The sequence below is a fragment of the Tenacibaculum dicentrarchi genome (assembly GCF_964036635.1).
GTDB classification, from domain to species: Bacteria; Bacteroidota; Bacteroidia; order Flavobacteriales; family Flavobacteriaceae; genus Polaribacter; species Polaribacter dicentrarchi.
In genome coordinates, this window is record NZ_OZ038524.1 from 1,169,558 (window position 1) to 1,187,883 (window position 18,326).

General features: G+C 31.7%; 17 protein-coding genes. 6 read left to right on the plus strand and 11 right to left on the minus strand.

What is annotated here, in order from left to right; translation table 11 throughout:
* Positions 1-144: 144 nt before the first annotated feature.
* Genes pepT through ABNT14_RS05180 form a run of 3 tightly spaced genes read right to left on the minus strand, consistent with a single transcriptional unit; the run spans position 145 to position 3,075 of the window.
* Complete coding sequence (pepT, locus tag ABNT14_RS05170; protein WP_101902035.1) at positions 145-1,383, minus strand: peptidase T; 1,239 nt, start codon at positions 1,381-1,383, stop codon at positions 145-147.
* A gap of 44 nt (positions 1,384-1,427) precedes the next feature.
* Positions 1,428-1,988 (minus strand): hypothetical protein, encoded by a 561-nt coding sequence (locus ABNT14_RS05175; RefSeq protein WP_145993558.1) that lies wholly within the window; start codon positions 1,986-1,988, stop codon positions 1,428-1,430.
* 16 nt (positions 1,989-2,004) lie between these two features.
* Positions 2,005-3,075 carry a DUF3810 domain-containing protein gene (locus ABNT14_RS05180; protein WP_101902037.1) on the minus strand — a complete coding sequence of 357 codons (1,071 nt, stop codon included), beginning with the start codon at positions 3,073-3,075 and terminating at the stop codon, positions 2,005-2,007.
* A 139-nt stretch (positions 3,076-3,214) separates the two neighbouring features.
* Between ABNT14_RS05180 and dnaB the strand changes: the two genes are divergently transcribed.
* The 4 genes from dnaB to bshA all read left to right on the plus strand — a co-directional run bounded on the left by dnaB (position 3,215) and on the right by bshA (position 8,397).
* On the plus strand, positions 3,215-4,741 hold the full coding sequence (gene dnaB, locus ABNT14_RS05185; protein WP_101902038.1) for a replicative DNA helicase: 1,527 nt from the start codon (positions 3,215-3,217) through the stop codon (positions 4,739-4,741).
* Positions 4,742-5,043: 302 nt separating this feature from the next.
* A complete protein-coding gene (locus tag ABNT14_RS05190) occupies positions 5,044-6,228 on the plus strand; it encodes an asparagine synthetase B (RefSeq protein ID WP_101902039.1) in 1,185 nt (394 codons plus the stop codon).
* A gap of 76 nt (positions 6,229-6,304) precedes the next feature.
* Entirely contained in the window at positions 6,305-7,150 is an 846-nt protein-coding gene (locus ABNT14_RS05195) for a transketolase (protein ID WP_101902040.1), read from the plus strand.
* 119 nt (positions 7,151-7,269) lie between these two features.
* Positions 7,270-8,397, plus strand: coding sequence for an N-acetyl-alpha-D-glucosaminyl L-malate synthase BshA (gene bshA, locus ABNT14_RS05200; protein ID WP_101902041.1), 1,128 nt, complete (start codon positions 7,270-7,272; stop codon positions 8,395-8,397).
* Between the two features lie 93 nt (positions 8,398-8,490).
* Here bshA and ABNT14_RS05205 read toward each other — a convergent pair whose 3' ends face one another.
* Genes ABNT14_RS05205 through ABNT14_RS05215 form a run of 3 tightly spaced genes read right to left on the minus strand, consistent with a single transcriptional unit; the run spans position 8,491 to position 12,259 of the window.
* Positions 8,491-9,378 carry a 3-hydroxyacyl-CoA dehydrogenase family protein gene (locus ABNT14_RS05205; protein ID WP_101902042.1) on the minus strand — a complete coding sequence of 296 codons (888 nt, stop codon included), beginning with the start codon at positions 9,376-9,378 and terminating at the stop codon, positions 8,491-8,493.
* Positions 9,379-9,417: 39 nt separating this feature from the next.
* On the minus strand, positions 9,418-11,244 hold the full coding sequence (locus ABNT14_RS05210; protein ID WP_101902043.1) for a fibronectin type III domain-containing protein: 1,827 nt from the start codon (positions 11,242-11,244) through the stop codon (positions 9,418-9,420).
* A gap of 49 nt (positions 11,245-11,293) precedes the next feature.
* On the minus strand, positions 11,294-12,259 hold the full coding sequence (locus tag ABNT14_RS05215; protein ID WP_101902044.1) for a Gfo/Idh/MocA family protein: 966 nt from the start codon (positions 12,257-12,259) through the stop codon (positions 11,294-11,296).
* A 316-nt stretch (positions 12,260-12,575) separates the two neighbouring features.
* Here ABNT14_RS05215 and ABNT14_RS05220 point away from each other — a divergent pair, with 316 nt between their 5' ends.
* Positions 12,576-13,217: a protein-L-isoaspartate(D-aspartate) O-methyltransferase gene (locus ABNT14_RS05220; protein ID WP_058884962.1), complete on the plus strand. Its 642-nt coding sequence runs from the start codon at positions 12,576-12,578 to the stop codon at positions 13,215-13,217.
* 51 nt (positions 13,218-13,268) lie between these two features.
* On the opposite strand, the gene ABNT14_RS05225 is transcribed toward ABNT14_RS05220, so the two are convergent.
* From ABNT14_RS05225 to ABNT14_RS05245, 5 genes are all read right to left on the minus strand, one after another.
* Entirely contained in the window at positions 13,269-13,433 is a 165-nt protein-coding gene (locus ABNT14_RS05225; RefSeq protein ID WP_158508511.1) for a hypothetical protein, read from the minus strand.
* Between the two features lie 29 nt (positions 13,434-13,462).
* Entirely contained in the window at positions 13,463-14,323 is an 861-nt protein-coding gene (locus ABNT14_RS05230; RefSeq protein ID WP_101902045.1) for a substrate-binding domain-containing protein, read from the minus strand.
* Positions 14,324-15,193 carry a nucleoside phosphorylase gene (locus tag ABNT14_RS05235; RefSeq protein WP_101902046.1) on the minus strand — a complete coding sequence of 290 codons (870 nt, stop codon included), beginning with the start codon at positions 15,191-15,193 and terminating at the stop codon, positions 14,324-14,326.
* Between the two features lie 331 nt (positions 15,194-15,524).
* Positions 15,525-16,235: a hypothetical protein gene (locus tag ABNT14_RS05240; RefSeq protein ID WP_101902047.1), complete on the minus strand. Its 711-nt coding sequence runs from the start codon at positions 16,233-16,235 to the stop codon at positions 15,525-15,527.
* A gap of 21 nt (positions 16,236-16,256) precedes the next feature.
* Positions 16,257-16,955: an HmuY family protein gene (locus ABNT14_RS05245; RefSeq protein WP_101902048.1), complete on the minus strand. Its 699-nt coding sequence runs from the start codon at positions 16,953-16,955 to the stop codon at positions 16,257-16,259.
* Between the two features lie 69 nt (positions 16,956-17,024).
* Between ABNT14_RS05245 and ABNT14_RS05250 the strand changes: the two genes are divergently transcribed.
* Complete coding sequence (locus tag ABNT14_RS05250; protein ID WP_101902049.1) at positions 17,025-18,062, plus strand: cytochrome-c peroxidase; 1,038 nt, start codon at positions 17,025-17,027, stop codon at positions 18,060-18,062.
* The last annotated feature ends 264 nt before the right edge of the window (positions 18,063-18,326 follow it).

An 18,326-nucleotide genomic window follows, 5' to 3' on the forward strand; every position in this document is an offset into this window, starting at 1 on the left:
ATTTTGCATTTTGATTTGCCGTAATTATCCTATTGATGCGATGCTGAATTCAATTTAGTATAACGTTTATAATTTTTAATTAAAAGCATAAAAAAAACGCTAGCAATATTACTAGCGTTTTTAAAAGTATATTTTGGGTGTTCTTTATTTGAATTTAACTGCTACTTTTTGAGCAATACCAACAATTACTTCGGTTGCTTTTAAAATACTTTCAACAGGTACGTATTCATAACGCCCGTGAAAATTATGCCCACCTGCAAAAATATTAGGGCATGGTAAGCCTTTGTAAGATAATTGAGACCCATCAGTACCACCTCTAATTGCTTTAATTAATGGTTTAATACCTAAATCGTTCATAACTTCTTCGGCAATATCAACAATATGCATAACAGGAGTTACTTTTTCCTTCATATTATAATATTGATCTTTAATTTCAATATCAATTAAATCTTGCCCTAATTCAGCGTTCATTTCTGATACTAAATTTAACATATCTTGCTTACGACCTAGAAATAATTCCATATCATGGTCTCTAATAATATACTGTAAAACAGTTTTTTCAACCTTACCTTCTATGTGGTGTAAGTGAAAAAATCCTTCATACCCTGTTGTTTTTTCAGGAACTTCATTTTTAGGTAACTTATTAATTAATTCGCTAGCAATAGTCATTGAATTAATTAATTTTCCTTTGGCATAACCAGGGTGTACAATTTTACCATTTACAGTAATCTTAGCACCTGCAGCATTAAAGTTTTCATATTCAAGCTCTCCAATTTGACTTCCGTCCATGGTATATGCCCACTTAGCCCCAAACTTTTCTACGTCAAACATATGTGCTCCTTTACCAACTTCTTCATCAGGAGGAAAACAAACTCTAATTTTACCATGTTTAATTTCAGGATTTTGGATTAAGTATTCCATTGCCGAAACAATTTCGGTAACACCTGCTTTATCGTCGGCACCTAAAAGTGTAGTACCATCTGTAGTAATAATTGTTTGTCCTTTATATTGTAATAAATCTTCAAAATAATCAGCAGACAACACAATGTTTTCTTCTTTATTTAAAAGAATATCTTTTCCGTCGTAATTTTCATGAATTTGAGGCTTTACATTTTTACCTGTAAAATCAGGGCTGGTATCAATATGTGCAACAAAACCGATGGTTGGCACTTCGTAGTCTAAATTACTAGGTAAAGTAGCCATTAGGTAACAGTTTTCGTCTAATTCAACGTCTTCCATTCCCATTTCTTTTAGCTCTTTTTCAAGAACTTTTGCTAAATCCCATTGGTTTTCAGAACTTGGGAACGCAGGGTTGTTAGGGTTACTTTCGGTATCAATAGTTACGTATTTGATAAAACGATTGATAATATGTTGTTTGTTCATTGTGTTTTTATTTATGTTATTTTCTATTAAATGTTCTAAAAATATTAATTTAGGTTTATTTTTTCGATTAATTCGATGGCTTTGCAGAAGCGTTCTGTAACCAAATAATCGCCATAAACTTCCGTTTTAACGTGTAAAAAATTATCGGTGTTTATTTTTGTAAAGGTATTTAAAATATGATAGGAATATTTGCCTTTTTTTCCTTGGGCATAACTATAATAAGAAGGTTTCTTAAATAATTGTAAGTGCTTTGTTTTAAGTTCTGTTAAGCCCATTTTTTTGTTATCTGCTGTAATTTTTTGGGCAAAAGTTTTATCAATATAAACAGTATTGTGTACCAATGTTACATCAATAAGCGTTGTTTTTGTTAAATTAACAGTGGTATCTGCGGCATAAATAGATGTTTTTTTAGTGTCGTAATATAAATTTACTTTCCAATTTTCAGGAAAATAAGTTGTAAAGTATTTTCGAAAATCTTGCTGTTCTTTAAGAGTGTTTTCCTGATAAAAAGCATCATTTTTACAAGTGAAATCTTTTTTTAAATCGGAAGATGAATTACAAGATGTGATTAATAAGAAGGTTAAAATTGATAAAAAATAGTTCATAAATAAGTAATTAATTTTAGTTTTTTTGAGTAAAATAAGCAATGAGCAAATCTACTACATAACTGTACGATTTTATACCATTTACTTGGTTGTTTGCCTTTAAATAAGCGTTGTATCCTTTTTTAAAATACGGTTCAATAGGGTTTTTAAATTGCTGCCAATGTAAGTAACTGTCGTTATAATCTTTATAAATCCCTTTATTTACGGTGTTTTTTAGCTTTTTAGCGCTGTTTTTATCTCTTTTATAAACCTGGTTAATACAATAGGTGTACGCCATTCTGTATCCAGAATATTTAAAATATATATCTTCATTTGAAATAGCCGCCAAAAAGCCTACAAAATTGGCATCATTTTCAGCTGCCCAACCAATTTGATGCGCCATTTCATGGCAAGTTGTTGCAGGATAACCTGTTTTAGGAAGCAGGTCATTTATTTGTGCTTCGCCAGTAATCGGGTTAATATAGCCGCCAGTTCCGTTATAAGATTGAAATAAGCTAACTACCGAGCTTTTTATTGATGGAAATTGATATTTTAACTGCGGATATTGCTTTTCTAACTGCTTGTATCCGTTAGTGGCTAAGGCATATATTTGTTTTCGAGTGTGAGGAACAGTTACTTTAATAGTATCATTATGAGTAATGTCTAGATGTGTTTTATTTAATTCAAAAATAATTTTTTGCGTAGTTTCAATAAGTTGTTCCGTGCTATAATTTGCTTGTTTTAATCCTAAATTTTCAGCCAAAGGTTCTCTAAAATAATTCAATCCCCAAAAGGCATAAAAACAAAAATAAAGCAGCGATAAAATACCTGTAAACTGTAAAAATTTTGAAATACTATTTTTAAAGTTATTTTTAATCAAAGAGTAACAGGCTTTTATCATTAGAAATAATAAAATTAAACCCAATATATCGCCTACAGAAAAAGGAATCCAACCTAAAATCAGCCGTAGTGTTTTAGAAATAGAAGGATAAACCCTGCTACTATAATACTCTTCTATCCAGTGTGGTTTTTTGCTTAAAAAATGTATAAGAAATAGTTGAATAGGCAGGGTGAGCGCTATAATTATTTTTATTTTAGCCTGTTTCATACCCTCAAAAATAAGAAAGTTACTGGTAAAAACACTAGGTTTTAAGTAAAATAATGACTATTTTTTGTATGTTAATTTTTGATAAATAAAGTTAAAGACAGCTACTAAAAATATCAGTTGAAAAAATTATCTTTGCACCATGGAACGAACTCAATCTGACAGAGGAAGAAAAACGAATAACAGTAGAACTGTTAATCTTGAAAAAGGAAAATTACCGCCACAAGCCTTAGAGCTAGAGGAGGCAGTTTTGGGGGCTATGATGATTGATAAAAAAGGAATTGATGAGGTAATTGATATTCTTACCCCTGAATCTTTTTATGATAAAAGACATCAAGAAGTATATCAGGCAATTTACACACTTTTTCAAAATTCTGAACCAATTGATTTGCTTTCAGTATCGAATCAATTAAAAAAGACTGGAAAATTAGCCGTAGCTGGAGGTGATTTTTTCTTAATCGGTTTAACTCAAAAAGTAGCCTCTTCGGCACATATTGAGTTTCACTCTCGTATTATTTTAGAAAAATACATTCAACGTAGATTGATTACCATTTCTTCGGAAATAATTGAAAATTCTTATAATGAAACTGTTGATGTTTTTGATTTATTAGACGAAGCCGAAGGAAAATTATTTGAAGTAACTCAAGGAAATCTTAAAAAAGGAGCAGAAAAAGCCGATTCATTAGTACAGCAATCTATTAACAGGATTCAAGAAATTTCAGGAAAAGGCGGAATGAGTGGTTTGCAAACAGGTTTTACAAAACTAGATGCTTTAACATCGGGTTGGCAACCTTCCGACTTAATTATTATTGCAGCCCGTCCTGGTATGGGAAAAACAGCATTTGTAATTTCGATGGCTAAAAATATGGCTATTCAGTTTAATAATGCGGTTGCTATTTTTTCATTAGAAATGTCATCGGTACAATTAATTACCCGTATGATTTCTTCTGAAACAGGTTTAACATCTGAAAAATTACGTAAAGGAAATTTAGAACCCCATGAATGGGAACAGTTAAATGTAAAGGTTAAAAAACTTTCTGATGCTCCTATTTTTATTGATGATACACCAGCACTTTCTATTTTTGATTTACGTGCAAAGGCACGACGTTTAGTATCGCAGAACGATGTAAAAATAATTGTGATTGATTACTTACAATTAATGACTGCAGGAGGTTCGTCAGGAAATCGTGAACAAGAAATATCAACTATTTCTCGAAATTTAAAGGCATTAGCAAAGGAATTGAGTATTCCTGTAATTGCATTATCGCAATTATCACGTGCTGTGGAAACTCGTGGAGGTTCAAAAAGACCATTACTTTCTGATTTACGTGAATCTGGAGCAATTGAGCAAGATGCCGATATTGTTTCGTTTATTTTTCGTCCTGAATATTACGGAATGACCGAATGGGATGATGACGACCACTCGCCATGTGAAGGGCAGGGAGAATTTATTGTAGCAAAGCATCGTAATGGTGGAATGGATAATATTCGTTTAAAATTTACAGGACATTTAGCCTTATTTTCTGATTTAGATGAAGGAAATAGTAGTGAATTTGAATCGAGTATGAACGGAGGAGGTGTTACTAGTTTTAATAATGAAGTCGCTTCGAATGGGTTTGCTTCACCTGAAGATGCTTTTGGTCCGAGTGATGACGATGTCCCGTTTTAGTGGAGTTTCTAGCGTCATGCTGAATTTATTTCAGCATCGCATAAAGCGAAGAACTTTGGAAAATCACGATGTGAAACTGAAATAAATTCAGTTTGACGGATTCGATTTCTTATTTTTCTTTATGTTGAAGAAAAAATAATTCGAACTAATAATTTTTTATAAAAATATATAAAATACACAATTACGACTTTGTAATTGTGTATTTTAGTTTTTGATATAAAAAGAAGATGAAAAAAACACTACACATAATACTATTTTTATTGATTTCAAACTCACTTTGGGCATCGTTCATTTATGTTCCGATGAGTCATGAAAATCAAAAAAATCATTTAAAATCCTACGGAATTGTTTATTATGCTTTAGAAAATGGCTTAAAATCAAAGTGGTTGTTAAACTATGATGGTGGTGCTTTTTTACTAGAAAATAATAATTCGCTAGAAAAAGAATGTAAAATTAGAGGGGTTTCGTATCAGGTAATTTCAGATGCTAAAGCTCAAATAATTTTAGAAAAAATTTCATCTCCTTCTAAAAATCAAGAGGCAGTTACACTTGAAAAAGCTCCTAAAATAGCGGTGTATTCTCCAAAAGGAAAAATGCCTTGGGATGATGCGGTAACCATGGTGTTAACCTATGCCGAAATTCCTTTTGATATCATTTATGATCAAGAAATTTTAAATGATAAATTGTTATTATACGAGTGGTTGCACTTGCATCACGAAGATTTTACAGGGCAATACGGTCGTTTTTATGGAGCTTTTAGAACTGCGCCTTGGTATATTCAGCAGAAAAAAGATGCAGAAGCATTGGCAACAAAATTAGGGTATGCAAAAGTATCCGAAGAAAAAAGTGCTGTTGCTAAAAAAATACGTGATTACGTAATTGGTGGTGGTTTTATGTTTGCCATGTGCTCAGCAACCGATAGTTTTGATATTGCTTTATCCGCCGATGGCGTAGATATTTGTGAAGGAATGTTTGACTCAGATGCTTCGGAAGTAAATTATCAATCAAAAATAAATTTTAATAAGACCTTTGCCTTTAAAGATTTTGAATTAATTCGCAATCCTACAACCTACGAATTTTCTTCTATTGATATGACTCGTAAGCGTAAAATAAAAAAAGAAGTAGATTATTTTACCTTGAAAGAGTTTTCGGCAAAATGGGATCAAGTTCCTACCATGCTTACCCAGAATCATACGCAATTAGTCAAAGGTTTTATGGGGCAAACTACTTCGTTTGATGGTAATACTATTAAATCTACCGTGCTAGTTTTAGGAGGAAACCCAACAAATGGAGAAGCAAAATATATCCATGGAACAAAAGGAAAAGGGATGTTTTCCTTTTACGGAGGGCATGACCCAGAAGATTATCAGCATAGAATTGGCGACCCGAAAACCGAATTAGAGCTACATCCAACATCGCCAGGATATCGTTTAATTTTAAATAATGTGCTATTTCCTGCGGCAAAAAAGAAAAAGCAAAAAACTTAAAAAAAGTAATAGGCAATTGTTTTATAAACCGTTACTTTTGCCTAGATATAACAAGACACATCAAAACAACACAACAATGCCAACAACACAACAACTACAAGATTTTACACAACAAGTTCGTAGAGATATCGTTCGAATGGTACACGCAGTAAATTCAGGACACCCAGGAGGTTCTTTAGGATGTGCAGAATTTATTACCTGTTTGTATCAAGAAATCATGGAATACTCTACTGATTTTAAAATGGATGGGAATAACGAAGATTTATTCTTTTTATCAAACGGACATATATCGCCAGTTTTTTATAGTGTTTTAGCACATAGTGGATTTTTTCCAGTAGCAGAATTAGCTACTTTTAGAAAATTAAACACCCGTTTACAAGGGCATCCAACAACTCACGACCATTTACCAGGTATCCGTATTGCTTCGGGTTCTTTAGGGCAAGGAATGAGCGTTGCTATTGGAGCAGCAGAGGCTAAAAAGTTAAACCAAGATGATAAAATTGTATATACATTACATGGTGATGGTGAGTTACAAGAAGGTCAGAACTGGGAAGCAGCAATGTATGCATCAGCTAAAAAAGTTGATAATTTAATTGCTACAATCGATGTAAACGAAAAGCAAATTGACGGAACAACAGACCAAGTATTAGCAATGGGGAGCTTACAAGCTAAATTTGAAGCTTTTGGTTGGGATGTATTAAAAATTAAAAAAGGAAATGATGTAGAAGCTATTTTAAAAGGAATGGCTGAAGCAAAATCTCGCACTGGTAAAGGAAAACCAGTTTGTGTATTATTATATACCGAAATGGGGAACGGAATCGATTTTATGATGAATACACACGCTTGGCATGGTAAAGCACCAAATGATGAGCAGTTAGCAGAATCATTAGCTCAAAATCCTGAAACATTAGGAGATTACTAAATTATTCTTTTAGATAAAAAATTAAAATCTCGCTTTAAAGCGGGATTTTTTTATGCTTTTATTCACAGAAAAATATAAGAAATACCGTAAATTTACTGTTATAATCATCAAATTTAATTATGAGAATAGGAATTGTTTGTTATCCAACTTTTGGAGGAAGTGGCGTCGTAGCGACAGAATTAGGAATGGCACTTGCCGATAAAGGACATGAGGTTCATTTTATAACCTATAATCAGCCTGTTCGATTAGATTTTTTTTCACATCGATTGCATTTTCATGAAGTTGTTTTAGAAGAGTATCCTTTATTTCAATACCAACCTTATGAGTTGGCATTGTCAAGTAAAATGGTGGAGGTTGTTGAAAAACATCAACTAGAAGTTTTACATGTACATTATGCTATTCCGCATGCTTATGCGGCGTATATGGCGAAGAAAATGCTGGAAGAAAAGAATATTAATATAAAAGTAGTAACCACGCTTCACGGTACCGATATTACGCTAGTTGGAAGCCATCCAACCTATAAAACAGCGGTTGAGTTTAGTATAAATCAATCGGATGAGGTAACTACGGTTTCGAACAGTTTAAAAGAAGATACGCTGCGTTTATTTAATATTGAAAAAGATATTAAAGTAGTTTATAACTTTATAGATGGTGAAAAATATAATACAGCACATCAAGGAGATTGTAAGCGTATCGCTTTAGCAACATCTGAAGAAAAAATAGTAACTCATGTTAGTAATTTCCGTCCTGTAAAACGAACCCAAGATGTTATTGAAATTTTCAATAAAATTCAAAAAGAAGTTCCTTCAAAATTATTGATGGTGGGTGATGGTCCTGAGCGTTTAAAAGCAGAAAATTTAGCGAAAAAATTAAATATTGAAGACAAAGTCTTGTTTTTAGGAAATAGTAATGAAGTAGCTAAAATATTATGTTATTCTGATGTTTTTTTATTGCCTTCGCAAACTGAAAGCTTTGGTTTGGCAGCCTTAGAAGCAATGGCAGCTAGCACGGCGGTTATTTCAACAAATTGCGGTGGTTTACCTGAGGTGAATATCCATGGTAAAACAGGGTATTTAAGTAATTTAGGCGATGTAAATGACATGGCAACAAATGCGATTAAAATTTTAAAAAATGAAGCTATTTTAGCAGAATTTAAAGAAAACGCAAAACAACATATTAAAGTATTTTCGTTAGAAAAGATATTACCAATGTATGAAGATATTTATAAAAAATGTTCTAAGAAATAATCTGTGAAAGAGGTGTTAAGCTAAAAAAAACCAGCAACTTTTTCTATTGAAAAAGTTGCTGGTTTTTTATATGAATCAATAAAAATAAAAAAATTATAAAAACATTTTAGCAACTTTTTCTGCCTTTCTATTTTCTGAATAATCATAAAAACCTTCACCCGATTTTACACCTAATTTTCCTGCATTAACCATATTCACTAATAAAGGGCAGGGCGCATATTTAGGCTTTTTAAAGCCGTCATACAATACGTTTAATATAGATAAACAAACATCTAAACCAATAAAATCAGCTAGTTGTAGCGGCCCCATGGGGTGTGCCATTCCGAGCTTCATTACCGTATCAATTTCAGCAACACCAGCAACACCATTGTACAAGGTTTCAATAGCTTCGTTAAGCATTGGCATTAAAATACGATTTGCTACAAAACCTGGGTAATCGTTTACTTTAACAGGTGTTTTTCCTATTTTTTTAGATAAATCAACAGTGAAATTCAATACATCATCAGCAGTATTGTAACCGCTGATAATTTCTACCAATTTCATAATCGGCACAGGGTTCATAAAGTGCATACCAATTACTTTTTCGGGTCTGTTGGTAACCGCTGCAATTTGTGTAATAGAAATAGAAGAAGTATTGCTTGCTAAAATGGTTTTTTCAGGGCAAACTTCGTCTAATTCTTTAAATATTTTTAATTTCAACGCTAGGTTTTCGGTAGCAGCTTCTACCACTAAATCGGCATTTTGAACGCCTTTTTTGATAGAAGTATGTGTTGAAATATTTTGTAAGGTATTTTTTTTATCTTCTTCGGATATTTTCTCTTTACCAAGCATTCGGTCTAAATTTTTGGTAATCGTAGCAATACCTTTATTTAAAGCAGTTTGAGAAATATCAATAAGTTGAACAGTATATCCGAATTGAGCAAAGGTATGTGCAATACCATTTCCCATAGTTCCAGCTCCTATTACAGCGATGTTTTTCATATTCTTAATGATTTTTTTAATGTGTTATATATAATGAATTTAATTACTATCTATATGAAAACTATATGGAATTCGGTATGTTTTTCCAGCATCATTAAATACAACATAACCTTGGTTTACAATAACATTACCTCCAAAATTATTTACGATATAATCATATTTACTGTTAGATAATTTATTACTTAAAATAGAAGAAGAGTAGGTTTGAAAATTATTCATAAACATGGTAGAAGCAAAAAAAGTTTTCACATCAATATCACTGATTTTTTCTGAAAATTTAACCCTAATTTGACCAGGGAAATAGGTGCTGTTTTTAGCATATAAAATAGCCTCTGTAATTTTTATAGTTGGGTGTAATGGATAATCTTGGGCTGTTGTAATTATTTTTTCTATTGTTTTTGAAGCGATGTAATTATTAAAACCGCTATCACTAACAGTTGCTTTTATACGAACTGTATAGCTTGTGTTGGGCTTTAAATTGTTTAAGTAACGGCTTAATTCAGTAGTAGAGTCATCATAATTATTTAATTCTTTTATTGATATATTATAATAAACTTTTTTGTTTTCATTATTATGAGTATAGCTAACAGGTGTCCAATAAGCAATGGCCGAAGTTCCTAAATTATTACTAAAATTAAGTATTAAATCACCATTTATTTTAGGGTAAGTTATGGTTTTAAATGTAATAGTATTCGAAAAAGTTTCTGTTCCGTTATCGGCAATTGCAACTAATTTAAGCGTATATTGACTAGCTTCTTTTAAGTCAGGAAGTGTACGGTTATCAATGAATGATAAAATATCATGTTCAATAATTTCATCATTTAAATAAAGGTTATATTTAAACGAAACATCATCAGCAACGGTTGGTATTGTCCATTGAATTTCCGTCCAATTCGGTTGAGCTTCTCCTTTTAATGACACTGTAAAATCAGAAGGAGGTGTTCCTAAGGTTTTAAATTCAATCTTTTTAGGTATTGAATCGCCATTTTTTAGCTTGGCAATTACTTTAGCGGTATAATATTTATTCGGTGTTAAGTTTTGTAAAAGATGTGTTGTTTCAGTAGTGTTTTCAATAACTAAGGTTCCGTTTAAATAAATATCATAAGTAATAATATTAGCATCTAAATAATTGACCGTTGAAACATTCCAATCAATATTCGCTGCTGTTTGTGTAATATTTTTAGAAGTTAATGTAAGTTCTTGAAAACTGGTTGCCAAAGCATTAAAGCTAATTTCTTTAAATGTTTGTTTATTTTTATCAGTTGTAGCAATAACTCGTATAATATATTCTTTATAAGGAGCTAAATCGGTTATTTTATAGAAGTTTCCAGCGGTATTTTCGGCAATATTCTCTTTTTTAACTTCACCATTAACATAAATGCTATAGGTTAAAGTTGCTTGATCTAATGTTTTAGGTGTTTTCCAGGTAATAACCGCACTTTCAGAAGTTATTTTGGTGGCTAAAACATTAAAAGATAAAGGATCAGGATAATCGGCGGTTGTAAAAGAAAATATTTTTTCAACGTTGGTATCGAAATTAGTTCTTCCGATAATTTTACCCGAATATTGAGTGTTTGGCGTTAAGTTAGATAATTCAAAAGAGTTCTTTTCATACCCTTTTTTAATTAATTTATCATTTAAATAAATATCAAAAACTGCTGTCGTTTTTTCTCCTGAAATACTTGAATACCATTTAAGCGTTGTGCTGTTAAATTGAATATTTTCAGCATCAATACTATTGATAAATATTGAGCGGTCTTCTTGCTCTTCTTCCGAACAAGAAGTTAAGGAGCTTAAAGCTATAAAAAAGAATAAAATAAAAGATTGTATTGATAAACTTGGTGTGAAGGTTAATTTTTTTTTCATTGATATAATTAAAATTATTTAAAATAACGCCAAAAAGAAGGTTTGTGTTTTATTTTTTAAAGCAGTTAATAATCATGTGAGCTACGCGTAATGCTTCGGTTCCTTGGCGTAAAGAAACAATAGGAGTTGTTTCATTATTAATAGCATTTGCAAATGATTCTAATTCATCTAAAATGGCATTGTTTTTAATAACGTTAGGATTGTCAAAATAAATTTGCTTTTTAACACCTTCGGCATTTTGTAAAATCATAGCAAATTCATCAGGGTTTTCAGGAACTTCTTTCATTTTTACCACTTCGGATTTTTTCTCTAAAAAGTCAACAGAAATATAGGCATCTTTTTGAAAAAACCTACTTTTACGCATGTTTTTCATTGAAATTCTGCTTGCAGTTAAATTAGCAACACAACCATTTTCAAATTCAATACGTGCATTGGCAATATCAGGGGTATCAGAAATTACGGCAATACCACTAGCATGTACACTTTTCACTTTTGATTGTACTACAGATAAAATAATATCAATATCATGAATCATTAAATCTAATACTACAGGCACGTCAGTTCCTCGAGGATTAAATTCGGCTAATCGATGAGTTTCAATAAACATTGGTGTGTTTATCATGTTTTTTACTGCAGTAAAAGCAGGGTTAAAACGCTCTACATGCCCAACCTGTCCTTTAATATGATATTGACTTGCTAATGTTCGAATGGCTTCGGCTTCTTGTACGGTGCTTGTAATTGGTTTTTCAATAAAAATATGCTTTCCTTTTTCTATAGCCTTTTGAGCGCAGTCAAAATGAGATAATGTTGGGGTAACGATATCGATAACATCTACGGCATCTATTAATTCTTCAATAGAATTAAAAAGTTTGTAGCCAAATTCTTGAGCTACTTTTTTAGCATTTTCAGTAAAAGGATCGTAAAATCCTACTAATTCATATTTTTCAGATTCTTGCAACAAACGCAAGTGAATTTTACCTAAATGACCTGCACCTAAAACTCCAGCTTTTAACATAATGTGTTTAATTTTGTGTAATTATTTTTATGTGATTATTTTTGAAATTTCAATAAAAAAACCTCTTTAAATAACCGTGTTTTTAATTTAAAAATTGCTTCGGATGTGCCCAAAAAAGCAATACAAACAAAGATACAATTTTATACATATTTATTACTACTTTTGAAATGTTGAAATTAAATTATTACAGACAATTCATATCAAGTACTATCGTATAGTATCATACATTTTTCATGCTTAAATTTTGTTGATAATTAGCGTGTTATCGATGGTGATATTTTTGTTATAGTATCAAAATTAAATATTATTACAAGTAATGAAAGACACCACTAAGCATCAAGGCTTAAGAAATAAGCTAGCAGTTGTTTTAGCATCAAAAGGAATTACCGATCAAAAGGTGCTAAATGCGGTGCGTAAAATTCCCAGACACTTATTTATTGATAGCAGTTTTGAGGCGCATGCCTATCAAGACAAAGCATTTCCTATTGCTGCCGAACAAACAATTTCACATCCATATACGGTAGCGTTTCAGTCGCAGGTTTTAGCTGTTGAAACTGGCGATAAAATACTTGAAATAGGAACAGGCTCAGGGTATCAAACAGCTATGTTGTTAGAATTAAAAGCAAAAGTATATTCTGTTGAGCGTCAGCATGAATTGTTTAAAAAAACATCACTTTTTTTACCTAAAATAGGCTACCGTCCAAAGCGTTTTATTTTTGGAGATGGTTATATTGGTTTATCTGAAGAAGCACCTTTCGATAAAATTATTGTAACCGCAGGAGCGCCTTTTGTGCCAAAACCCTTGTTGAGTCAATTAAAAGTAGGAGGAAGATTGTTAATTCCTGTAGGCGATAAAGAGCAAGTAATGACTTTGTTTATTAGAAAATCAGCAAAAGAATTTGAAAAACATGAATTAGGGGATTTTAAATTTGTACCAATGTTACAAAAGAAAAACTAAAAAATCCGCCTTAAAAAAGCGGATTTTTATGATACTTGATACATCAAATATTTATGCGGTAAGTTCAGTTGCGTTATCGGCAACAATTATTTCTAATTGCTGTTGATTTTGTTTTGTTTGCTCAGTTTTGGCCAAACCACAAGGGCTTGTGCTTCCGCATGAAGTAAAACCGATAAGACTAAGCGTACAAATGGCAATAACTACTAATTTTTTCATTTTGTTTGGTTTAAAAATCTTTAAAAAAATCAAAGATACATATTTCTGATTAACTCACCTGAATCTCTCTTAGTATCAATAACGTTAAAATCTTGCATTTTATTTTGTATGCTGCTTATTAATTTTTCAGTTACTGCTTCGCCATCATTCCATTGGGTTATTGAAAGCCACTTTTGAATGTCGTCTAGTTGTTGCTCATATCTATGGGCTAGTATTTTATCGATATCAGGGGTGTCTTTAAAATCACCTGTATATTGATTAATAATAGCTAATATTTTTTTTACTTCTTCAAAATTATTTTCTAACACTTCGTTTCTAACGGCAATAACAAAGCAAGGCCAAGGAGTTGGGCAATCTCCTAAGCGTCTAAAAGTAGCATTGTCAACCAACGGTTTTGTGGTAAAATGCTCCCACATAAAATAATCAGCATCGCCGTTTGTTAAGGCGTCAATTCCGCCTTGTAAACTACCAACAACTTTAAATTTTAATTGGTCAATATCCCAGCCGTTATTATGCGCATTTACAATGGCCATTAAATGTGACCCTGAACCAAAACGACTAATAGCAACCGTGGCATTTTCGAGGTCTTCAATTTTTTTAAAGCGTGAATTTGCAGCAACATGAATTCCCCATATTAAAGGGCTTTTCACGAAGGTTTGCGTTATTTTAGACGGATTTCCATTATTAATATCTTTAATAATTCCTTCGGTTAAAACAATAGCGATATCTACGTCTCCAGATCGTAATGCTTTACACATAGCACCTGTTCCACCAGGGAAATCTTGCCAACGCAAATTGATATTTTGCTTGGTAAATTCTTTGTTTTTTAAAGCAACATACCACGGATAATTAAAGTGTTCTGGTACACCACCAACTTTTAAGGTTGTCATTTACGAAACTAATTTATTTAATGTATATATAATTAAATTGGCAACTACTTTATTAGGGTTTTCACTAAAAGTACCATTTGCTCTGTTGGCAATTATCGCATTCATTGATGCCGCATTGTGTCCTAATAATTTTGATAGACCATAAATAGCAGAAGTTTCCATCTCTAAATTAGTGATTTTATTTTGTTGGTACTCAAAACTATCTATTTTATTATTTAAGCTAGCGTCTTGTAAAGCTAAACGCAATACACGTCCTTGAGGTCCGTAAAAACCTCCTGCGGTAGCAGTAATTCCTTTATAAATTTTTGCTGAGGTTAATTTATCTTCTAGAAATGCACTGTTAGCAATAATTAAAGGCGATGGTTTTTTAGCGCTCCAATCGGTGTGTTTTATAAAAGCATCTTCCATTTCTGGGTGAGAAATTTCAGTTACTTGATATGAATGTAGCATTCCGTTTAAATCTAGAGCGTGAGTGCTTAGTAAAAAACTATCAACAGGAACACTTTTCTGTAAAGAACCTGAAGTTCCGATACGGGTAATATTTAACGCCGTATGCTGCTCTTTTATTTTTCGTGTTTTCAAATCAATATTAACTAAGGCGTCTAATTCGTTTAAAACGATGTCAATATTATCAGGACCAATACCTGTTGAAATTACGGTAAGTCGCTTGCCTTTGTAAGTTCCTGTGGTGGTTTTAAATTCTCTTTTTTGTGTGGTAAACTCAATAGAATCAAAGTGTTCTGTAACTTTGTTTACACGGTATTGATCTCCTACAAAAATAATGTCAGTAGCTATATGTTCTGGTTTTAAATTTAGATGATAAATGCTACCGTCAGGATTTAAAATAAGTTCAGAATTTTGAATGTTCATTTAATGTAATTTTTAATTGCGTATTTATTCTATATATAAATCGCTTTTTTTAAGGGGGTGTAATATATAAAAAATAGCAGGTATTTTACTAAAGTATTTATTTAGATTGTTAGTTTTTTAAAAAAAAGTACTGTTTTTTGTCTTTTTTCAATAAGTGAGGTTTTTTAGCCCCGATTGAAGCATTTGTTTGAGCTCTTTTTTATTTTTCTTTTCGAAAAAATAAAAAAAGCGAGTGCGGAAAGCGGGAAATAGCTCCAAAAAAAAGTAGAACTGCTATTACACAGTTCTACTTTAAACATTTAGAAAAATTATGAGAAACTAAAATTAAAAATTATTGTATTTTTTCATCTAAATTAGGGTTTCCTTTTTCAGGATTGTAATAATATTGAATTACGTAATCAATATCTTCTTTTTTATCAAAATCAGTATTTGTTCTTTTGATTGATTTTATTGCCATTTTAGCAAAATGTCCGTCATGAGTTTTAAAAATAAAAACGATTGGTTTTAATAATAAAAGGTCACGATTTTGTGAAGAACGGTAGTACCATGTTTTACGAGAATCACCAGAAAAGTTTCGAGGTAACCAATTTATAGCTGCTATATAATTTTCGTAACCTCTATTTAAAGCGTCTTGTTTGTAAATATGGTCAGGTAATCCAAGAGCAGAAGTACGAGTTTGATACTCATCTTCTTGTACTGAAACGGCTACGTCTTTAGTTCTTTTAGGTTCATTTTCTAATCCTATTTTTTCGCCACCTTCGTATTTTGAAAGTCCATTTACTAGAAAAACGCGTCCTCTTACGGCAAAATCCCAATCGTCACTAGTTGGTTCTAAAACTCCTTCTTTAAAGCTAAATTTCTGAAATTCACCTGTTTGTTTAGCTGTTTCTATTTGGTTACCAATTGCACTTGTTGTAAATTCAATAGTTTTGGTATTTGTTTTTACTACTGGTAAATCATCTCCACTGTCTGAACATGCTGTAAAGGTGGTAAAAAGAAGTACTAAAATTGCTTTTGTTAACAGAATCCCTGTTTTTTTCATGACTAGTTATTTATGATTATTTTAATTAAGTTTTTTGTTTCCTACAACAGGGTTTAAAAAATATTTGAAGGTGTAATACGGGTATTTATGCCCAAGAACCTCATTCATTGTACCAGAGGTGTCGCCGTTTTTATAAATATCTTCAATAGCTATTTTGGCGTAGTGTCCATTTTTAGTTTTTACCAATAAAGTACGGTTCTTTTTTACTCGAAGTGTGTGATCGGCGTGCATTTCGTAAGGGTCAAACATTCCTTTTCCGAAATCATCAATAGCCGTTTTCCCAATCCCATCTTGCTTAAAAATAGCATCGTTAGGAACTACAGATATATTTTCATAATCATCTTTAATAATAGCTGCGGAGGCATTTTTTGTTCGCATTGGTTCATGTACACCTCCCGAGGTATACCCTTGGGTCCATTCGCCACCATTTATAATGATAATTCTACTTGAAAATGCAATATCCCAAGAGTCATCAGTTACATATTTTGCCTTTTCAAGATCAAACTTGGTATATACAAGGTCTTTGTTTTCATTTTCAGCAGAGGTAAACATATTTTTAACATATACCGTATTCCCTTTTTTTTCAATAGTTGTAAATTCTGCAATTCGAGGGTCTAAAAATGAATTCTCTTCTTTTTCAGTTGGTTTTTGATCATCACTATTACATGAAATATTTAGCATACTAGCTAAAATTGGCACTAAAAGATATTTAAATTTCATTCTATCTTTATTTAGATTAATTATATATTTGCAAATGTATTTAATTTAAACTAAAATCAAATAAAAATAATGAAAAACAAACATTTTTTTAACTTAAGAATAATATTGATAGTTGGCTTTGCTATTTTTTATTCGTGTAGTAAAAATAAAGAAGTGGTTGAAATATCTGAAAAAGACGATTATAAAAATTTATTATCGGAAGCAGCTAAAATTTTTTCGCCATTGCCAGCAAACGATTATGTTTCTTTTAATGAGCTTACCAACGATAAAGTATTTTTAGGGAAATTATTATTTGAAGAAAAAAGGTTGTCAAAAGATAATACAATTAGCTGTGCATCGTGTCATGATTTAGATAATTTTGGTGCCGATACCCAAGCAGTATCAAAAGGAGTTGATGGTAAAACAGGAACTCGAAATTCGCCAACGGTATTTAATTCGAGCTTGCATATTGCACAATTTTGGGACGGACGAGCAAAAACGGTAGAAGAACAGGCAGGAATGCCTATTTTAAACCCGGTAGAAATGGCAATGGAAAGTGAACAAGCTGTTGTTGATAAAATTAGTGAAATTGAAAAATACCAAGATTTATTTAAAAAAGCTTATCCAAATCAAGCAAATCCAATCAGTTTTGATAATTTAACAAAAGCCATTGGTGCTTTTGAGCGAACACTATTATTACCTTCGAAATTTGACGAATATTTAAAAGGAAATCAGCAGGCGTTAAATCAGCAAGAGAAAAAAGGCTTGTTTATTTTTATGTCTCGAGGTTGTATTAATTGCCATGACGGCCCGGGAGTTGGTGGCGGAAAAATTAGAAATTTTGGTAGCGATATAAGACCTTATTGGGAGCATACTAAAAGTAAAGTGATTGATAAAGGCGTGTTTTCAATAACTCAAAAAGCGGTTGATTTGTATGCTTTTAAAGTGCCATCGTTACGAAATGTAGCAAAAACAGCGCCTTATTTTCATGACGGAAGTGTTGCCGAGTTAGAAGATGCCATCAGAATAATGGGAAAAGTTCAGTTAGACAAAGATTTAGAAGAGTCTGATATTAAGAGTATAAAAGCATTTTTAGAAACTCTTACTTCAGATAAAGAAAATTTATAAAAAGTATTTGTTTTCTTTGATATTTATTTGAAGCAATTTCCCGCTTTCCGCACTCGCTCTTTTTTGAAAAAAATCAAAAAAGGAGCTCAAACAAATGCTTCAATCGGGGCTAGGGGTTTTTGCTATAAAGAAAGTTTTAAACTTAAAAGATACTTAGAATCTGTTTCAATTTCATCTGAAAAAATATAGTGGCAAAAAACGACGGCAAATTAGGATGTGAACCTGAACTAAATTCAGTTTGACGCATTTTTATTTTTAAAACAA

What these genes read in the sequence shown, in the direction of transcription:
- ABNT14_RS05210 (WP_101902043.1), bottom strand. Translation starts at nt 11,244, where the DNA reads ATGAAAAAAAAATTAACCTTCACACCAAGTTTATCAATACAATCTTTT.
- ABNT14_RS05190 (WP_101902039.1), top strand. Translation starts at nt 5,044, where the DNA reads ATGAGTCATGAAAATCAAAAAAATCATTTAAAATCCTACGGAATTGTT.
- ABNT14_RS05235 (WP_101902046.1), bottom strand. Translation starts at nt 15,193, where the DNA reads ATGAACATTCAAAATTCTGAACTTATTTTAAATCCTGACGGTAGCATT.
- ABNT14_RS05250 (WP_101902049.1), top strand. Translation starts at nt 17,025, where the DNA reads ATGAAAAACAAACATTTTTTTAACTTAAGAATAATATTGATAGTTGGC.
- ABNT14_RS05175 (WP_145993558.1), bottom strand. Translation starts at nt 1,988, where the DNA reads ATGAACTATTTTTTATCAATTTTAACCTTCTTATTAATCACATCTTGT.
- ABNT14_RS05215 (WP_101902044.1), bottom strand. Translation starts at nt 12,259, where the DNA reads ATGTTAAAAGCTGGAGTTTTAGGTGCAGGTCATTTAGGTAAAATTCAC.
- ABNT14_RS05195 (WP_101902040.1), top strand. Translation starts at nt 6,305, where the DNA reads ATGCCAACAACACAACAACTACAAGATTTTACACAACAAGTTCGTAGA.
- pepT (WP_101902035.1), bottom strand. Translation starts at nt 1,383, where the DNA reads ATGAACAAACAACATATTATCAATCGTTTTATCAAATACGTAACTATT.
- ABNT14_RS05240 (WP_101902047.1), bottom strand. Translation starts at nt 16,235, where the DNA reads ATGAAAAAAACAGGGATTCTGTTAACAAAAGCAATTTTAGTACTTCTT.
- ABNT14_RS05225 (WP_158508511.1), bottom strand. Translation starts at nt 13,433, where the DNA reads ATGAAAAAATTAGTAGTTATTGCCATTTGTACGCTTAGTCTTATCGGT.
- bshA (WP_101902041.1), top strand. Translation starts at nt 7,270, where the DNA reads ATGAGAATAGGAATTGTTTGTTATCCAACTTTTGGAGGAAGTGGCGTC.
- ABNT14_RS05220 (WP_058884962.1), top strand. Translation starts at nt 12,576, where the DNA reads ATGAAAGACACCACTAAGCATCAAGGCTTAAGAAATAAGCTAGCAGTT.
- ABNT14_RS05245 (WP_101902048.1), bottom strand. Translation starts at nt 16,955, where the DNA reads ATGAAATTTAAATATCTTTTAGTGCCAATTTTAGCTAGTATGCTAAAT.
- ABNT14_RS05205 (WP_101902042.1), bottom strand. Translation starts at nt 9,378, where the DNA reads ATGAAAAACATCGCTGTAATAGGAGCTGGAACTATGGGAAATGGTATT.
- dnaB (WP_101902038.1), top strand. Translation starts at nt 3,215, where the DNA reads ATGGAACGAACTCAATCTGACAGAGGAAGAAAAACGAATAACAGTAGA.
- ABNT14_RS05230 (WP_101902045.1), bottom strand. Translation starts at nt 14,323, where the DNA reads ATGACAACCTTAAAAGTTGGTGGTGTACCAGAACACTTTAATTATCCG.
- ABNT14_RS05180 (WP_101902037.1), bottom strand. Translation starts at nt 3,075, where the DNA reads ATGAAACAGGCTAAAATAAAAATAATTATAGCGCTCACCCTGCCTATT.